Here is a 14,760-nt window from a genome sequence, read left to right on the forward strand (position 1 = left end):
AAGGTCCCTGGCTGAATCAGCTTGATGACATTATCGTTGGACACGGCGTATCACTCCTTCAATGGAGAAGTGGAGGCTCGAACACCCCCACGATACGCCGCCTTACCGATTCATGCTGTCACCAACTTTCGGCCATAGCTCATTTCATAGAGGAGATAAGCGGTCGAGATAGCTTTCGCGAAAAAGCGGCGTCGGCCGGACCAGAAAGCTTTGCGTCATTCTGCTTGCGCCGCCTTGAGCCCGCCAAATTCGCGCCACCGTAAACGCTCCCTTAACGATAACAAAGCCTAATAGGACCGGTTGCCGATCGGCGCGTGGCGACCAGCCTGCTTCCGACGCCTCGCGGTTCCATGTTGATCAAAACCGCCCAGCCGCAATCGAACCGTCTTGGCGAGCCAGCGCTCGCTAGGCGCACAGGATCGCGCCGGCCTCGCGCCGCGCGCCGTCTGGCCAGGAGCATGCCCATGACGTCCGCTGGGACGCATATTCCGGTGCTGCGCGACGAGGCGATCGCCGCCCTCGGAGTCGGTCGCGGGGGCCGCTATGTCGACGCCACCTTCGGCGGCGGCGGCTATACGCGCGCCATAATGGCGCAGCCGGAAACGCGCGTGCTCGCCTTCGATCGCGACCGGACCGCGGTGAGCGCCGGCCAGCCGCTTATTGAGGAGATGCGCGGACGGTTGACGCTCGTTGAAGCGCGCTTTTCTCAACTCGAGGACGTTGCGCGCGCGCAAGGCTTCGCCCCGCTTGACGGCGTCGTCTTCGACATCGGCGTCTCGTCGATGCAGTTCGACCAAGCCGCGCGCGGCTTTTCCTTCCGCGCCGAGGGTCGGCTCGACATGCGCATGGAGGGGCGAGGGCGCAGCGCCGCCGACATCGTCAATGAAGCGGATGTAGAGACGCTGGCCGATATCCTGTATTTCTACGGCGAGGAGCGCGCCGCGCGGCGTATCGCCCGCGCCATCGTCCACGACCGTGAGATCGCGCCTTTCACAACGACAAGAGCGCTGGCCGAAATGATCGCGCGCGTCGCTCCCAATCGCGCCAGCGACATTCATCCGGCGACTAGAAGCTTCCAGGCCTTGCGCATCGCCGTAAACGACGAGCTTCAGGAATTGCTGAAGGGGCTGCTTGGCGCGGAACGGCTTCTCGCCGAGGGCGGTCGTCTCGTCGTCGTGACGTTCCACTCGCTTGAGGATCGTATCGTCAAGCAGTTTCTCGCCGAACGCTGCGGTCGCGGCGAAACCGGCTCGCGCCGGCTTCCCGGCGAAACGCCGCCGCCGCCGCCAAGCTTCGTCTGTGAAGGTCGCCAACCGGTGACGCCCGCGCCCGCCGAGACGGCGGCCAATCCGCGCGCGCGTTCGGCCAAACTGCGCTACGCGACGCGCACGGCGGCGGCGTCCTATCCGCTCGACGAAAGGCTCGCGCGACTCGCTCGCCTGCCCGATCGCGACAAGGGAAAAGCCTGATGCTGCGGCTCCTCAATATCGTTGCGGTTCTCCTGCTCGTCGGTTCGGCGGTTTACGCCTATTCGATCAAGTATCAGACGAGCTATCGCGCCGAGCAGATCGCAAAGACCAAGATCGAGATCAGGCAGGAGCGCGATGCGATTGCGGTGCTGCGCGCCGAATGGGCTTATATGACCCGGCCTGAGCGCATTCAGCAGCTCGCTGACGCTTATCTGACCGGCATGAAACAGCTTGAAGCGACGCAGATTGTCGCCGCGCAATCGCTTCCCGAGAGGTCGCCGCGCGTCGACTCCATCGGCAATAAGCTTGACGCGCTCGGATTGAGCATGCCCGCGACGCCGCCCGTTCCCGGCAGCGCGCCGACGACCACGCCCAAAGCGCAGGGACAAAGCCAAGAGCGACGCAAGCCATGACGCAGACGATGCGCGACACGCAACCTTCGCCGCCGCCGAACGGCAAAATACGCGCGTTTCTGCGCGCCCTGTTTTCGACCAGTCTCGCGCTGAGCGCATCGCGCATGCGGCTCGCGGCGCTGGGCTTTCTCGTGCTCTACGCGGTGATTTCGATCAAGCTCGTCTATCTCGGCTTTAAGCCGGAGGCGGCGACGTCGCGTCGCGCCGCGGCGGAGGCGGTCGCGGCGTCGCGCCCGGACATCATCGATCGCAACGGCGAGGCGCTCGCAAGCGACGTCAAGGTGATGTCGGTGTTCGCCGAGCCGCGCCGCATCATTGACAAGGACGAAGCGACCGAGCTGTTGACCGCGGTTTTGCCTGGCCTCGACGCCCGCGATTTGCGAGAGCGGCTCGGCTCCAAGAAGGGCTTCGTTTGGGTGAAGCGCGAGGTGACGTCGCATCAGCGCGACGAAGTTTTCCATCTCGGACTGCCGGGCGTCGGATTGATCCCCGAGAACAAGCGCGTTTATCCCAACGGACCGATCGGCGCGCATGTGCTCGGCTTCGCCAATGTGGACAATCAGGGCATCGCCGGCATCGAGAAATACATCGACGGGCAGGGTCTCGCCGATTTGCACGGCGCCGGCTTCGGCGTAACGCCCGAGGAACTCAAGCCCGTGTCGCTTTCGCTCGACATTCGGGCCACGCATGCGTTGCGCGACGAACTCGAAAAGGGCGTCGTTCATTTCAAAGCGAAGGCGGGCGCGGCGGCGATCCTGGACGTCAACACCGGAGAGGTCATCGCGCTCGCGTCGCTTCCCGACTACGATCCGAACAAGCCGACGGAAGCGCTCGATCCGATCCACATCAACCGCATGAGCGTCGGCGTCTATGAGATGGGCTCGACCTTCAAGGCGCTGACCATCGCGATGGCGCTCGACTCGGGCAAGGTCAATCTGAATTCACGGCTCGACGCGCGCGGCGTGCTCTCTTTCGGGCGCTTCAAGATCCATGACTATCACGCGCAAAACCGCGCGCTCACATTGCCGGAAGTTTTCACCTATTCCTCCAATGTCGGCACCGCGCGTATGGCGATGGGACAGGGCGTGGAGCGGCACAAGGCGTTTTTGCGCAAGATGGGCCAGCTCACGCGCATGCGCACTGAACTGCCCGAAAGCGCCGAACCGATCGTGCCGAAAAACTGGGGCGAACTGAACACCATGACCATCGCCTTCGGGCATGGCCTTGCGGTGGCGCCGCTCCAGGCGATGATGGCCGTCGGCGCGCTGATGAATGGCGGCTATCTGATCACGCCGACCTTCATCAAGCGCAGTGAGGAGGAAGCGAAGGTGGGCGCCGAACGCGTCGTGAAGCCGGAGACGAGCGAGGCGATGCGCTATCTCATGCGCCTCAACGCCGAAATAGGCACGGCGCGGAAGGTGAACGTCCCTGGTTATTACGTCGGCGGCAAGACCGGCACCGCGGAAAAGGTCGTTAACGGCCATTATTCGAAGAACCGGCTGTTTAACACCTTCATGGCCGTCGCGCCGTCGGACAAGCCGAAATATCTGTTCCTGACCATCATGGACGAACCGCAGGGCTTGCCGGAAACCGGCGGCTACGCGACGGCGGCCTATAATGCGGGACATGTAACGGGCGAGATCATCGAGCGCGTTGGTCCGATTCTCGGCCTCGCGCCGCGTTTCGAGCCGCCGCACCAGCCTTTCCCGCTCCTCGCCAAATTGGGTTATGGCTATGCCAATGTTCCGGCCCGCGGCGGCGGAGGACATTGATGCTGCTTTCGGAACTGCTTGCGACGCCAGACCTTGAGCCCGCCTTGCGCGGGCTTGCCGTCTCTGGCCTGACGGCGGATAGTCGAATGGCGCGCGGCGGTTTTGCCTTTTTTGCCATCCCGGGTCACGCCGGCGACGGCATGTCCTATGTCGCCGATGCGAAGTCGCGCGGCGCCTGCGTCGTCGTCGCTCAGCGGCGAGCGGACAGCCCATTGCCGGTCGTCGTCGTCGATGACGTTCGGCGCGCTCTGGCCCTCGCCGCGGCGCGCTTCTTTTCTCGTCAGCCGTCGACGATCGCGGCTGTTACGGGAACGAGCGGCAAGACCTCGGTCGTGGCCTTCTTGCGCCAGATCTGGGCCGCGCTTGGACATGAGGCGGCGTCGCTCGGCACAGTCGGAATCGTCGATTCTCGCGGCGCGCATTATGGAGCGCTGACGACGCCTGGACCCGTCGAACTGCACCGAACGCTGGACGAACTTGCTGGACGCGGCGTGACGCATCTCGCCATGGAGGCGTCGTCGCTCGGGATCGATCAGCGGCGGCTCGACGGCATGCGCGTCGACGTCGCCGGCTTCACCAATTTCTCGCGCGACCATCTGGATCATCACGCCAGCATGGAGGAGTATTTCGCGGCGAAGATGCGGCTCTTCGACACGCTGCTGCACCCGGGCCAGACGGCGGTGATCGACGCCGACAGCGACGTTGCGTCCCGCGTCATCGACATTTGCCGCGCCAGGGGCCTCACAATTTTGAGCGTCGGTTCGAAGGGAGAGACGATAAGGCTCCTTTCGGCGACGCCATCTGCGCTGGCAACGTCGCTGCGGCTCGCCCATGAGGGCGTCGAATATGAGGTGAATCTGCCGCTTGCCGGCGCCTTCCAGGTCTCCAACGTGCTCGTCGCGGCAGGCCTTGCCATCGCAAGCGGCGATGACCCGCGGCAGGTCTTTGCGGCGCTCGAAGCGCTCAAAGGCGCGCCGGGGCGGCTCGAACTCGTCGGTCAGCGTAATGGCGCGCCAATTTTCGTAGATTACGCGCATAAGCCCGACGCGCTGGAGAAAGTGCTCGCCACTTTACGGCCGCTGACAAAAAAACGCCTGATTGTCGTCTTCGGGTGCGGCGGCGATCGCGACCGTGGCAAGCGCCCGCTGATGGGGGACATCGTCGCCCGCGCGGCGGATGTCGCCATCGTCACGGACGACAATCCGCGCAGCGAGGACGCCGCCGCCATTCGCGCAGAAATTCTCGAAGGAACCCGCAGAGGCGCGGCGCACATCATCGAGATCGGAGACCGGCGCGCGGCGATCGCCAACGCCGTCGCGGGGCTTGAAGCGGGCGATGCGCTCGTCGTGGCTGGAAAGGGCCACGAAACCGGGCAGATCGTCGGCGACCGCGTTTTGCCTTTCTCCGATCATGAGGCGATTGCGCTGGCGCTCAAGGAGAATCATCCATGACCAAGAGGCCGTTATGGTCGGGATTGGCGCTGGTCGGCGCGTTGCGGGCGCGCGCGAGCGGCGGCCTTGCGCGCGAAGCCGCCGGCGTTTCCATCGACACGCGAACGCTCCAGCCAGGCGATCTGTTTATCGCCATTAAGGGCGAGACGCGCGATGGTCACGACTTCGTGCGGATGGCGCTTGAGAAAGGCGCGGCGGCGGCGGTCATCGACGAAGCGCATGCGTCTGAACTTTCCGGCGCCGGTCCGCTTTTCGTCGTCAGAGACGTGCAACAATCGCTTGAGTCGCTGGGTGCGCGGTCGCGCGAGCGAAGCGCCGCCTTCATCGCCGCCATCACCGGCTCCGTTGGCAAGACCTCGACGAAGGACATGATCCGGCTCATGCTGTCGCGTTTCGGCGAAACGCATGCCTCGGCGGCGTCTTACAACAATCACTGGGGCGTGCCGTTGACGCTTGCGCGCATGCCGGCGGAGGCGCGCTTCGGCGTGTTCGAGCTCGGCATGAATCACGCGGGCGAGATCGCCGCGCTCGTCGCTCAGGTGCGCCCCCACGTCGCCGTCGTGACCCGCATCGCCCCGGTTCATCTCGAATATTTCGGGTCAATCGAGAAGATCGCGGACGCCAAGGCCGAGGTTTTTTCCGCGCTCGACGGCGGCGTCGCGATCATCAACCGCGACGATGGATTTTACGAGCGTCTTGCCGCGGCGGCTGCGCCAACCGCCAGCCATGTCTTTGGTTTCGGCGAGACGGAAGGCGCGCATGCGCGGCTCCTGTCTTACGAGGCCGCCGGCGAAGGCGCGCTGGTCGAGGCGGAAATTCTCGAGCGGCGGCTGCGCTTTCGCATCGGCGCCCCAGGCAAGCATATCGCCATGAACGCGCTCGCGGCGCTGCTCGTCGGCGTCGTTTTCGACGTGGATTTGGAAGAAGCTGCTGCGGCCTTCGGCGAATTCACGCCGCCGTCCGGACGCGGCCGGCGCGAGAAAATAGCGACGCCAGACGGCGAGTTTACGCTCATCGACGAAAGCTACAACGCCAACCCGACCTCCATGCGGGCGGCGCTGCAGCTGCTCGGCGGCGCGGCCACAGGACCCGGCGGCCGGCGCATCGCCGTGCTCGGCGATATGCTGGAGCTCGGGCCTCAGGCGGCTGAACTGCACGCCGAACTCGCTCAGGATCTTATCGACGCCGACGTCGATCTGCTATTCACGTCGGGACCGTTGATGTCGCGCTTGAGTTACGCTGTGCCTGATTCGATGCGCGCCGCGCATCGGGCGACGCCGCTGGAGCTGGAAGAGGCCGTTCTCGCAGCGGTTCGTCCCGGCGACGTGGTGATGGTGAAAGGCTCCAATGGTTCGCGGATGGCGCGGATCGTCTCGGCCATGAAAAGCGGATTCGCTCGCGAAATGGCGAGCTGAGGAGAGACGATGCTGACGCTGCTTGCGGACTTCTCTTATTTATACAGTCCGCTAAACATCTTCCGCTACATCACTTTTCGCGCCGCTATGGGGGCGGCGACGGCGCTGTTCTTCGTGTTTTTCTTCGGACCGGGCGTCATCGCCGCATTGCGCATCAAACAGGGCAAGGGCCAGCCGATCCGCGAGGACGGACCGGCTTCGCATCTTGTGACCAAAAAAGGCACGCCGACGATGGGCGGCCTGATGATCCTCTCGGGACTGGTCGCGGCGACGCTGCTCTGGGCGAATTTGCGTAACGCCTATGTGTGGATCGTGCTCTTCGTCACCGTCAGCTTCGGCCTCATCGGCTTTTATGACGACTATCTCAAGGTGACCAAGCAGTCGCACGCCGGCTTCTCGGGCAAGATGCGATTGGCGCTCGAGTTTTTGATTGCCGGCCTGGCCTGCTACGCGTTGATGGAAACGGGCGGCGAGAACATGACGAAGCTCGCCATCCCCATGGTGCGGGGCTATGTCGCGACGCTGGGTCCGCTGTTCATCCTGTTTGGCGCCTTCGTCATCGTCGCCGCGGGCAATTGCGTCAATCTCACGGATGGACTCGACGGCCTCGCCATCGTGCCGTCGATGATCGCCGCCGGCGCCTTTGCGATCTTCGCCTATCTCGTCGGCAATTCGATCTTTTCGAACTATCTCGGCGTCAATTACGTCGCGGGCGTCGGCGAACTGACCATCGTTTGCTCGGCCTTCATCGGCGCGGGACTCGGCTTCCTCTGGTTCAACGCGCCGCCGGCGCAAATCTTCATGGGCGACACCGGCTCGCTGGCGCTCGGCGGGCTCGTGGGCGCCGTCGCCGTCGCGGTGAAGCAGGAATTCGTGCTCGTCATCGTCGGCGGGCTCTTCGTGATCGAAGGCGCCTCGGTCATCATCCAGGTCGGCTATTTCAAGCTGACCGGCAAGCGCATCTTCTTGATGGCGCCGATCCATCACCATTTTGAACAGAAGGGCTGGAAGGAGCCGCAGATCGTTATCCGCTTCTGGATCATCGCCTTCGTCCTGGCCCTGATGGGCCTCTCGACCTTGAAGCTGAGGTAACGATGACGCCGATCGAGACCTTCAAGGGCAAGCGCGTCGCGCTTTTTGGCCTCGGCGGTTCCGGCCTTGCCACGGCGCGCGCGCTGATCGCCGGCGGCGCGCAGGTCGCCGCCTGGGATGACGGCGAGGCTGGCCGACTCAAGGCGGTCGCGCAAGGCGTAGCGCTCGAGGATCTCGTGGCGGCGGACTGGAGCGGCTTCGATGCGCTCATTCTCTCTCCCGGCGTGCCGCTGACCCATCCCGAGCCGCATTGGACGGTGCTGGCGGCGAAGGCCGCCGGAGTCGAGATCATCGGCGATGTCGAGCTGTTCTGCCGCGAACGCGAAGCGCGCGCCGGGGGATCGCCCTTCATCGCCATCACCGGCACAAACGGCAAATCGACGACCACGGCGCTGATCGCGCACATTTTGCGCGAAGCCGGCCGCGACGTTCAGCTCGGCGGCAACATCGGCGTGCCGATTCTCGACCTCGAGCCGCCGTCCGATGAGCGCATTCACGTCATCGAATGCTCGTCGTTCCAGATCGATCTCGCGCCCTCGCTGGCGCCGACCATCGGCGTGCTGATCAACATCACGCCGGACCATATCGACCGTCACGGGACAATCGAAAATTACGCCGCCATCAAGGAGCGCCTCGTCGCCGCGGCGGAAGTGGCTCTGGTCGGCGTCGACGACGCCTATTGCCATGCGATCGGCGCGCGCCTCGTTGAAGCCGAGACCCCCGAGCGGCGCGTCGTGCCGGTCTCCGGGAAGCGTGCGCTCGACTGGGGGTTCTATGTCGAGGATCGAAGCGTCTATTTCCGCGAGCAGGGACATCCGCCCGAGGAGGCCGAACTGATCGGTTCGCTCGAAGGCGCGCGCGCGCTTCGCGGCGCGCATAATGCGCAGAACGCCGCCTTCGCCGCCGCCGCCGCGTGGGAGTGCGGTTTGGACGACGACGAGATCTTGAGCGGCCTGTTGAGCTTCCCCGGCCTGCCGCATCGGATGGAGGAAGTTCGGCGCATCGAGCGCGCGCTGTTCGTCAACGACTCGAAGGCGACCAACGCCGACGCCGCCGAAAAGGCCTTGGTGAGCTTTACCGATATTTACTGGATTCTCGGCGGCCGATCGAAAGAGGGCGGCGTCGAACCGCTGCGACCGCATTTCTCGCGCATCCGCAAAGCCTATCTGATCGGCGAGGCCGCCGACGATTTTGCGCGCACGCTGGAAGGCGCGCTGCCTTTCGAACATTGCGGAACGCTCGAGGCTGCAACGACGCGCGCGGCGCTCGACGCGCTTGCCGAAGGCGCCCCCGAGCCTGTTGTGCTGCTGTCGCCGGCCTGCGCCTCCTATGACCAGTTCGCCAATTTCGAGGCGCGGGGCGACGCGTTTCGCGGCTTCGTCGAAGGGCTTCCCGCCGTGATCGCGGCGCGAAAAGGAGGGCTGACATGATCTCGCGCGCGGAACGAACGCTATTCTCCGACTGGGCGTGGACGGTGGATCGCTGGCTGCTTGCGAGTCTCGCCCTGCTGATCGTCGCCGGACTCGTCTTTTCCATGGCCGGCAGCCCGCCCGTCGCGGAGCGGCTGCATCTGGCGACCTTCCACTTCGTCAACCGGCAGGTGCTCTATCTTCTGCCGGCGCTGGTCTTGATGATTGCGACGTCGTTTCTTTCGCCGCGTCACGTGCGCCGACTGGCGCTGGTGATTTTCATCGTCTCTCTCGCGCTCGTCTTCGCCACCATCTTCTACGGTCAGGAAGTGAAGGGCGCGAAGCGATGGATCTTCGGCGTTCAGCCCTCGGAATTCTTGAAGCCCGCCTTCGTCGTGCTCGTCGCCTGGGCCTTCTCCGAAGGGGCGCGTCGCAAGGATGTTCCAGGCAATCTGATCGCGCTTCTGCTGCTGCCGATCGCGATCACGCCGCTGATGCTGCAGCCTGATTTTGGCCAGACGATGCTGATTTCGATTGTCTGGGCGGCGCTGTTTTTCATGGCCGGCTTGCACTGGATCTGGGTTGTCGGATTGGGCGGGCTTGGCGGCGTCTCGGCGCTGCTCGCCTACAAGTTCGTGCCGCATGTCCATGCGCGCATCGAATCCTTTCTGGAGCCGCCGCCGCCGGTCGCAGGCGTGCCCGCGAATTTTCAGTCGGAGACGGCGCTTGAGAGCTTTATCGCCGGTTCGTGGTTCGGCAAGGGCCCGGGCGAAGGGGTCATCAAGCGCATCCTGCCCGACTCGCACACGGATTTCATTTTCGCGGTCATCGGCGAGGAGTTCGGCGTTCTTGTCTGCATCGCGCTTGCCGCGGTCTTCGCCTTCGTCGTGGTGCGAGGGTTGTTCTCGGCGGCGCGCAACAGCGATCCCTTCTGCCGTTTTGCGACTGCGGGACTCGTGATGCTGTTTGGCCTGCAGAGCTGCATCAATATGGCGGTGAACGTGCATCTTATGCCCGCCAAGGGCATGACGCTGCCCTTCGTCTCCTATGGCGGCTCTTCACTTATTTCGCTGTCGCTCGGCATGGGCTTTCTGCTCGCCGTCACGCGTAAGCGGCCGCGGTCCCGTGTGCTGAGTGAGCTCGCCGCGACGGGCGCGCCCGCCGCCGCGTGATAAAAGCCTCGGTATGATCGATTCGCCGATTCTCCTCGCCGCCGGCGGCACCGGCGGCCATCTTTTTCCGGCCGAGGCGCTTGCGCATGCGCTCGCCGCCCGCGGGCTGGCGGTGGAGCTCGTCACCGAGGAGCGCGCCCTGCGCTACGGCGGCGCCTTTCCGGCGCGCGCCATGCATGTGATCCCCGCCGGCACGCCGCGGGGCGGCTCGCTGCTGGCCAAGGCCCAGGCGGTTGCGCGTCTCGCCCTCGGCACGGCGCAGGCGGCCGCGCTGCTGCGCCAGGTCAAACCGGCCGCGGTGATCGGTTTTGGCGGCTACCCGACCGTCCCGCCCTTGCTTGCGGCGTCCTATCTCGGCGTGCCGAGCGCTCTGCACGAAGCGAACGGCGTCATGGGCAAGGCCAATCGTTTCCTCGCCGGCCGCGTCGACAGGATCGCCGCCGGCCTGCCGACTCTCGCCGTGCCGGCGGCCCTGCAAAGCAAGCTCAAGCTCGTCGTCACCGGCAATCCGGTGCGTCCCAATGTGCTCGAGGCCGCCAAGACTCCCTATCCTTCGTTCGACGATGGAATCTTCCGGCTGCTCGTCGCCGGCGGCTCTCAGGGCGCCCGCGTCATGGCGGACATCGCGCCGGCGGCCGTTGCGGCGCTCCCCGACGCGCTGCGGGCGAAAGTCGCCGTCGTGCAACAGGCGCGTCCCGAAGATATCGCGCGGGTCGAGGCGATCTACGCCGGCGCCCGGGTCGGCGCCGAGATTGCGCCGTTTTTCGCCGACTTCCCGGCGCGGCTCGCTGCGGCGCATTTCGTCATCGCCCGCGCCGGCGCGTCGACGGTCTCGGAGCTTGCGGTCGTCGGGCGACCGGCGATGCTGGTGCCGCTGCCGCATGCGCTCGACCAAGATCAGGCGGCGAACGCCGCTTTTCTCGAAGCGGCGGGCGGCGCGGAAACCGTGCGCCAGAGCGACTTCACGCCGGAATTTTTGACGCGGCGGCTTTGTGACCTCATCAATGCGCCGGCGCAGCTTTCCGCGCGCGCCGAAGCCGCAAAGAGCGTCGGCGTCGCCGACGCCGCCGATCGGCTCGCCGATCTGATCATCGACGTGGCGCGGAGAGGCGCTACGAAACGGAGCTAGGAATGAAACTGCCGAAAGAGTTGGGCCCGATTCATTTCGTCGGCATCGGCGGCATCGGCATGTCTGGAATCGCCGAAGTGCTGCTCAATCTCGGCTACAAGGTGCAGGGGTCGGACGCCGCCGAAAACGCCAATGTCAAGCGTCTCGTCGAAAAGGGCGCGACGGTCAGCATCGGACATGACGCGAAAAATCTCGGCGACGCCGCCGTCGTCGTCGTCTCGACCGCAATCAAGCGCGACAATCCCGAACTTGTCTTGGCGCGCGAAAAACGTCTGCCGGTCGTGCGCCGCGCCGAAATGCTGGCCGAGCTGATGCGCCTCAAGCAATGCGTCGCCATCGCCGGCACGCATGGCAAGACGACGACGACCTCGCTCGTTGCGACGCTGCTCGACGCCGGCGGCCTCGATCCGACCGTGATCAACGGCGGCATCATCAACGCCTATGGCACCAATGCGCGTCTTGGCGCCGGCGACTGGATGGTGGTGGAGGCCGACGAGAGCGACGGCACGTTTCTCAAACTGCCGGCGGACGTCGCCATCGTCACCAATATCGATCCCGAACATCTCGACCATTTCCATACATTCGACGCCATCAAGGAAGCCTTCCGCAATTTCGTCGAGAATATTCCCTTCTACGGCTTCGCGGTGATGTGCCTCGACCACCCGACGGTGCAGGAGCTCGTCGGCCGCATCGAGGATCGCCGCATCATCACCTATGGCGAAAATCCGCAGGCCGACGTGCGTCTGCTCGACGTCGATCTCGAGGGCGGCGTGTCGAAATTCAATGTGCTGCTGCGCGACCGCAAGACGTCGCAGGCGATCTATCTCGAAAATCTCGTCCTGCCGATGCCGGGCCATCACAATGCGTTGAACGCGACGGCGGCGGTCGCCGTCGCCAATCAGCTCGGCCTGTCGCCCGAACAAATTCGCAAGGCGCTTGCCGGCTTTGGCGGCGTGAAGCGGCGCTTCACCAAGACCGGCGAATGGAACGGCGTGCAGATTTTCGACGACTATGGCCATCATCCCGTCGAAATCGCCGCCGTGCTGCGCGCGGCGCGCGCCTCCACCAAGGGCAAGGTCGTCGCGCTGATGCAGCCGCATCGCTATTCGCGGCTGCAGTCGCTTTTTGATGCTTTCGCCACCTGCTTCAACGACGCCGATGTGGTCATCATCGCCGACGTCTATTCCGCAGGCGAGCAGCCGATCCCGGGCGTCGATCGCGACGCGCTTGTGTCCGCCATCAAGGCGCATGGCCATCGCCGCGCGATGGGGCTGCCCTCTCCCGAAGTGCTGGCGGCGATGGTTCGCGAGATCGTCGCGCCGGGCGATTATGTCGTGTGTCTTGGCGCCGGCAATATCACGCAATGGGCCTATGCGCTGCCGGAGCAATTGGCGGCGGGGCAGGGGTGATGGCGTTGGTTTCGCCCCCTCCCTGTCCCTCCCCCGCTAACGCGGGAGAGTGGACCCTAACGAGCGGCGTTCGCGGGGCTTGGATGAAACGCGTGGCCCGCTCCCTCTCCCGCGAAGCGGGGGAGGGTTGGGGAGGGGGCTTCTCGTGATCTTCCCCGACATTTCCGTCAATATAATCGCCGCCGCGCCGCTGCCGAAGCGTTCAACCGCTACGGCAAGGGAATCGATCCCAAGGCGAGACTCAACATCTGCGATTGCGCCGCCTATGCGCTGGCGAAGGCCCTGAACGCGCCGCTTTTGTTCAAAGGCGACGACTTCGCGCAAACTGACGTGACGCCCTGCCTTTGAAGTTGGGCCACGTTGTTGACGCTCGCCGCCAGAGCGCTAATCGGGCGGGTGAAAGTTCGAAAGGGGCTTATTGAAATCACCCTCGCTGGCTGGATGTGTCAGTTCATGACGGAATTGGCGCTCTTTGTGCAAAGTTGAAATGACATTCAAAGCCACGTACCGGACTTCGCGGGATCCTTTATCCGATGTATGGAGGCGCGATGACCGAGGGAGTCGATCACCTGACCGTGCATTCGGTCGCCGACGCTGACGCTCTGGTTGAAAAGGTTCGGATGGCGGCTGACTATGCGCAGGAGTGGCTCCTCGGCCAGATCGGAGACCCGCTCGGCCTCTTTCGCCAGATGAAATTCGAGCCGGTCGGGTTTCATCCCTTGAGCCATGGCCCGCTCAATCTGGTTGAACAGATCAATCAGACGTGGACGTTCCTCGTCGCAATCGCCGCCGCCAAGCAACTGCTCATTCTCCACCCCGACGCGGGCGGCTTTCGTCTTGCGCCAGGGGCGCATGCCTCTCTGGCTCTCGACATTATGAGCGAAGTGGAAGGCTTTGTGGGCGCGGAAACTTTCGCGGCCGTTTCGCCGCGCAACAACGACAAACTGCAAAAAGACCTGGCCAAATTGCGAGGTCGCCCAGAGAAGCATCGCTACGTCTTTTTCTTGTCTCCTTTGTTCCCTGGCACGGCGCATCGCCCCAAGTTCGACGTCGACGGCGTCCAAGTGTGGTCGGTCGATGTCTAACGAGATTGTCGCGCTCGACGCTCATGTCCCTACCCTCGTCGCCGCTAGCGGCGAGCGCGTCCAAACGCGCTTTTGGGAATTCTTCGTCAGCACGACCCCAAGCAGCCTCTCGACGAGGTGACGAAGGGAAATGAATTTGCGTGGCGGGATTTGACTTCCACACAGCTATTACTACAATTGACTACATCGTAGTCAGCCCTATCTTCGTCATGAAACCTGCGCCATCCACGCCGACATCCGTTCGTCTGACCGAGGAAACGCGCAAAATCCTCGACGAGGCGGCGCGGCGCACGCGCCGCTCGCGTTCTTATCTCGTTGAGGAAACGCTCAAGCAGTTTCTTCCGCGCATCGTGCAGAAGGAAACCCAGCCTTCGCCGCAAGAGCGCATTCGTCGCCTGAAGGAGCTGGAGGGCATCGGCTACCGGCTCGTCGGACCGCAATCCGTTGAGGAGATCGACGCACGCATCCGTGAATTCCGTGGCGATGAATGAGTCGCTTCCGCTCGAAGGCGGGCGGGCCTATTTCGACTCAAACTCGGTCATCTATTTCATCGAAGCGAACCCGGCGTTTTATTCGAAAATATCCAGCCTCTGGTATGCCCTCATCGAACAAAACACGAGCTTTGTCACCAGTGAAGTCTGCGTCGCGGAATGCTTCTACGGCGCCTTCAGACGTCAGAGTCAGGTGCTCGAAAACGGTTACGACCGCCTGTTCTTTGAGGAGAGGACCTTCGACATTCGGCCCGTGGACCTCGAAACGCTCATCGGGGCGGCGCGCCTCGGCGCCGATCTCGGCCTAAGACTGATCGACGCGGTGCATTTTCGAACGGCGTTGGCCGCGCAATGCGATATCTTTGTCACCAACGATCGCCGCTTCCGCTCGGGTCATGGCGTGCGCGTCGTCCAAATCGCGGAACTGTGACGTCACGTCGATCAAGCCGAAAG

The 14,760-nt window shown here is 64.0% G+C and carries 13 protein-coding genes and 1 pseudogene; 13 read left to right on the forward strand and 1 reads right to left on the reverse strand.

What is annotated here, in order from left to right:
- The first annotated feature begins 464 nt into the window (after positions 1 to 464).
- The 11 genes and pseudogenes from rsmH to ACR65T_RS10700 form a co-directional block, all read left to right on the forward strand.
- Positions 465 to 1,469: a 16S rRNA (cytosine(1402)-N(4))-methyltransferase RsmH gene (gene rsmH, locus ACR65T_RS10650; RefSeq protein ID WP_434496457.1), complete on the forward strand. Its 1,005-nt coding sequence runs from the start codon at positions 465 to 467 to the stop codon at positions 1,467 to 1,469.
- Positions 1,469 to 1,882: a cell division protein FtsL gene (ftsL, locus tag ACR65T_RS10655; protein ID WP_014890169.1), complete on the forward strand. Its 414-nt coding sequence runs from the start codon at positions 1,469 to 1,471 to the stop codon at positions 1,880 to 1,882. The genes rsmH and ftsL overlap by 1 nt, the downstream gene beginning before the upstream one ends.
- On the forward strand, positions 1,879 to 3,654 hold the full coding sequence (locus tag ACR65T_RS10660; protein ID WP_434496458.1) for a peptidoglycan D,D-transpeptidase FtsI family protein: 1,776 nt from the start codon (positions 1,879 to 1,881) through the stop codon (positions 3,652 to 3,654). The genes ftsL and ACR65T_RS10660 overlap by 4 nt, the downstream gene beginning before the upstream one ends.
- The gene (locus tag ACR65T_RS10665; protein WP_434496459.1) at positions 3,654 to 5,105 is read left to right on the forward strand and encodes a UDP-N-acetylmuramoyl-L-alanyl-D-glutamate--2,6-diaminopimelate ligase; all 1,452 of its coding nucleotides are present in this window, start codon (positions 3,654 to 3,656) and stop codon (positions 5,103 to 5,105) included. The genes ACR65T_RS10660 and ACR65T_RS10665 overlap by 1 nt, the downstream gene beginning before the upstream one ends.
- A complete protein-coding gene (locus tag ACR65T_RS10670; RefSeq protein ID WP_434496460.1) occupies positions 5,102 to 6,520 on the forward strand; it encodes a UDP-N-acetylmuramoylalanyl-D-glutamyl-2,6-diaminopimelate--D-alanyl-D-alanine ligase in 1,419 nt (472 codons plus the stop codon). The genes ACR65T_RS10665 and ACR65T_RS10670 overlap by 4 nt, the downstream gene beginning before the upstream one ends.
- 9 nt (positions 6,521 to 6,529) lie before the next feature.
- Positions 6,530 to 7,612, forward strand: coding sequence for a phospho-N-acetylmuramoyl-pentapeptide-transferase (gene mraY, locus ACR65T_RS10675; RefSeq protein WP_123175786.1), 1,083 nt, complete (start codon positions 6,530 to 6,532; stop codon positions 7,610 to 7,612).
- Positions 7,613 to 7,614: 2 nt separating this feature from the next.
- Entirely contained in the window at positions 7,615 to 9,042 is a 1,428-nt protein-coding gene (murD, locus tag ACR65T_RS10680) for a UDP-N-acetylmuramoyl-L-alanine--D-glutamate ligase (RefSeq protein WP_434496461.1), read from the forward strand.
- Entirely contained in the window at positions 9,039 to 10,193 is a 1,155-nt protein-coding gene (locus tag ACR65T_RS10685) for an FtsW/RodA/SpoVE family cell cycle protein (protein WP_434496462.1), read from the forward strand. The genes murD and ACR65T_RS10685 overlap by 4 nt, the downstream gene beginning before the upstream one ends.
- Before the next feature lie 13 nt (positions 10,194 to 10,206).
- A complete protein-coding gene (locus ACR65T_RS10690) occupies positions 10,207 to 11,322 on the forward strand; it encodes a UDP-N-acetylglucosamine--N-acetylmuramyl-(pentapeptide) pyrophosphoryl-undecaprenol N-acetylglucosamine transferase (RefSeq protein ID WP_434496463.1) in 1,116 nt (371 codons plus the stop codon).
- Between the two features lie 2 nt (positions 11,323 to 11,324).
- Entirely contained in the window at positions 11,325 to 12,731 is a 1,407-nt protein-coding gene (murC, locus tag ACR65T_RS10695; protein ID WP_434496464.1) for a UDP-N-acetylmuramate--L-alanine ligase, read from the forward strand.
- A gap of 183 nt (positions 12,732 to 12,914) precedes the next feature.
- A pseudogene (locus tag ACR65T_RS10700) lies at positions 12,915 to 13,079 on the forward strand (PIN domain-containing protein); the annotation flags it as partial.
- Between the two features lie 146 nt (positions 13,080 to 13,225).
- On the opposite strand, the gene ACR65T_RS10705 reads toward ACR65T_RS10700, so the two are convergent.
- On the reverse strand, positions 13,226 to 13,795 hold the full coding sequence (locus tag ACR65T_RS10705) for a hypothetical protein (RefSeq protein ID WP_434496465.1): 570 nt from the start codon (positions 13,793 to 13,795) through the stop codon (positions 13,226 to 13,228).
- A gap of 161 nt (positions 13,796 to 13,956) precedes the next feature.
- Here ACR65T_RS10705 and ACR65T_RS10710 point away from each other — a divergent pair, with 161 nt between their 5' ends.
- Together ACR65T_RS10710 and ACR65T_RS10715 are read left to right on the forward strand one after the other, a co-directional pair.
- Complete coding sequence (locus ACR65T_RS10710) at positions 13,957 to 14,307, forward strand: ribbon-helix-helix protein, CopG family (RefSeq protein WP_434496466.1); 351 nt, start codon at positions 13,957 to 13,959, stop codon at positions 14,305 to 14,307.
- Positions 14,300 to 14,737, forward strand: a complete 438-nt coding sequence (locus tag ACR65T_RS10715) for a type II toxin-antitoxin system VapC family toxin (RefSeq protein ID WP_434496467.1) — start codon at positions 14,300 to 14,302, stop codon at positions 14,735 to 14,737. The genes ACR65T_RS10710 and ACR65T_RS10715 overlap by 8 nt, the downstream gene beginning before the upstream one ends.
- Positions 14,738 to 14,760 lie beyond the last annotated feature (23 nt).

The organism is Methylocystis sp. (genome assembly GCF_051061285.1).
GTDB lineage: Bacteria > Pseudomonadota > Alphaproteobacteria > Rhizobiales > Beijerinckiaceae > Methylocystis.

Bases quoted from the DNA above. Each gene is read 5' to 3' on its own strand.
- rsmH (WP_434496457.1), top strand. From the start codon at position 465: ATGACGTCCGCTGGGACGCATATTCCGGTGCTGCGCGACGAGGCGATC.
- ftsL (WP_014890169.1), top strand. From the start codon at position 1,469: ATGCTGCGGCTCCTCAATATCGTTGCGGTTCTCCTGCTCGTCGGTTCG.
- ACR65T_RS10660 (WP_434496458.1), top strand. From the start codon at position 1,879: ATGACGCAGACGATGCGCGACACGCAACCTTCGCCGCCGCCGAACGGC.
- ACR65T_RS10665 (WP_434496459.1), top strand. From the start codon at position 3,654: ATGCTGCTTTCGGAACTGCTTGCGACGCCAGACCTTGAGCCCGCCTTG.
- ACR65T_RS10670 (WP_434496460.1), top strand. From the start codon at position 5,102: ATGACCAAGAGGCCGTTATGGTCGGGATTGGCGCTGGTCGGCGCGTTG.
- mraY (WP_123175786.1), top strand. From the start codon at position 6,530: ATGCTGACGCTGCTTGCGGACTTCTCTTATTTATACAGTCCGCTAAAC.
- murD (WP_434496461.1), top strand. From the start codon at position 7,615: ATGACGCCGATCGAGACCTTCAAGGGCAAGCGCGTCGCGCTTTTTGGC.
- ACR65T_RS10685 (WP_434496462.1), top strand. From the start codon at position 9,039: ATGATCTCGCGCGCGGAACGAACGCTATTCTCCGACTGGGCGTGGACG.
- ACR65T_RS10690 (WP_434496463.1), top strand. From the start codon at position 10,207: ATGATCGATTCGCCGATTCTCCTCGCCGCCGGCGGCACCGGCGGCCAT.
- murC (WP_434496464.1), top strand. From the start codon at position 11,325: ATGAAACTGCCGAAAGAGTTGGGCCCGATTCATTTCGTCGGCATCGGC.
- ACR65T_RS10715 (WP_434496467.1), top strand. From the start codon at position 14,300: ATGAATGAGTCGCTTCCGCTCGAAGGCGGGCGGGCCTATTTCGACTCA.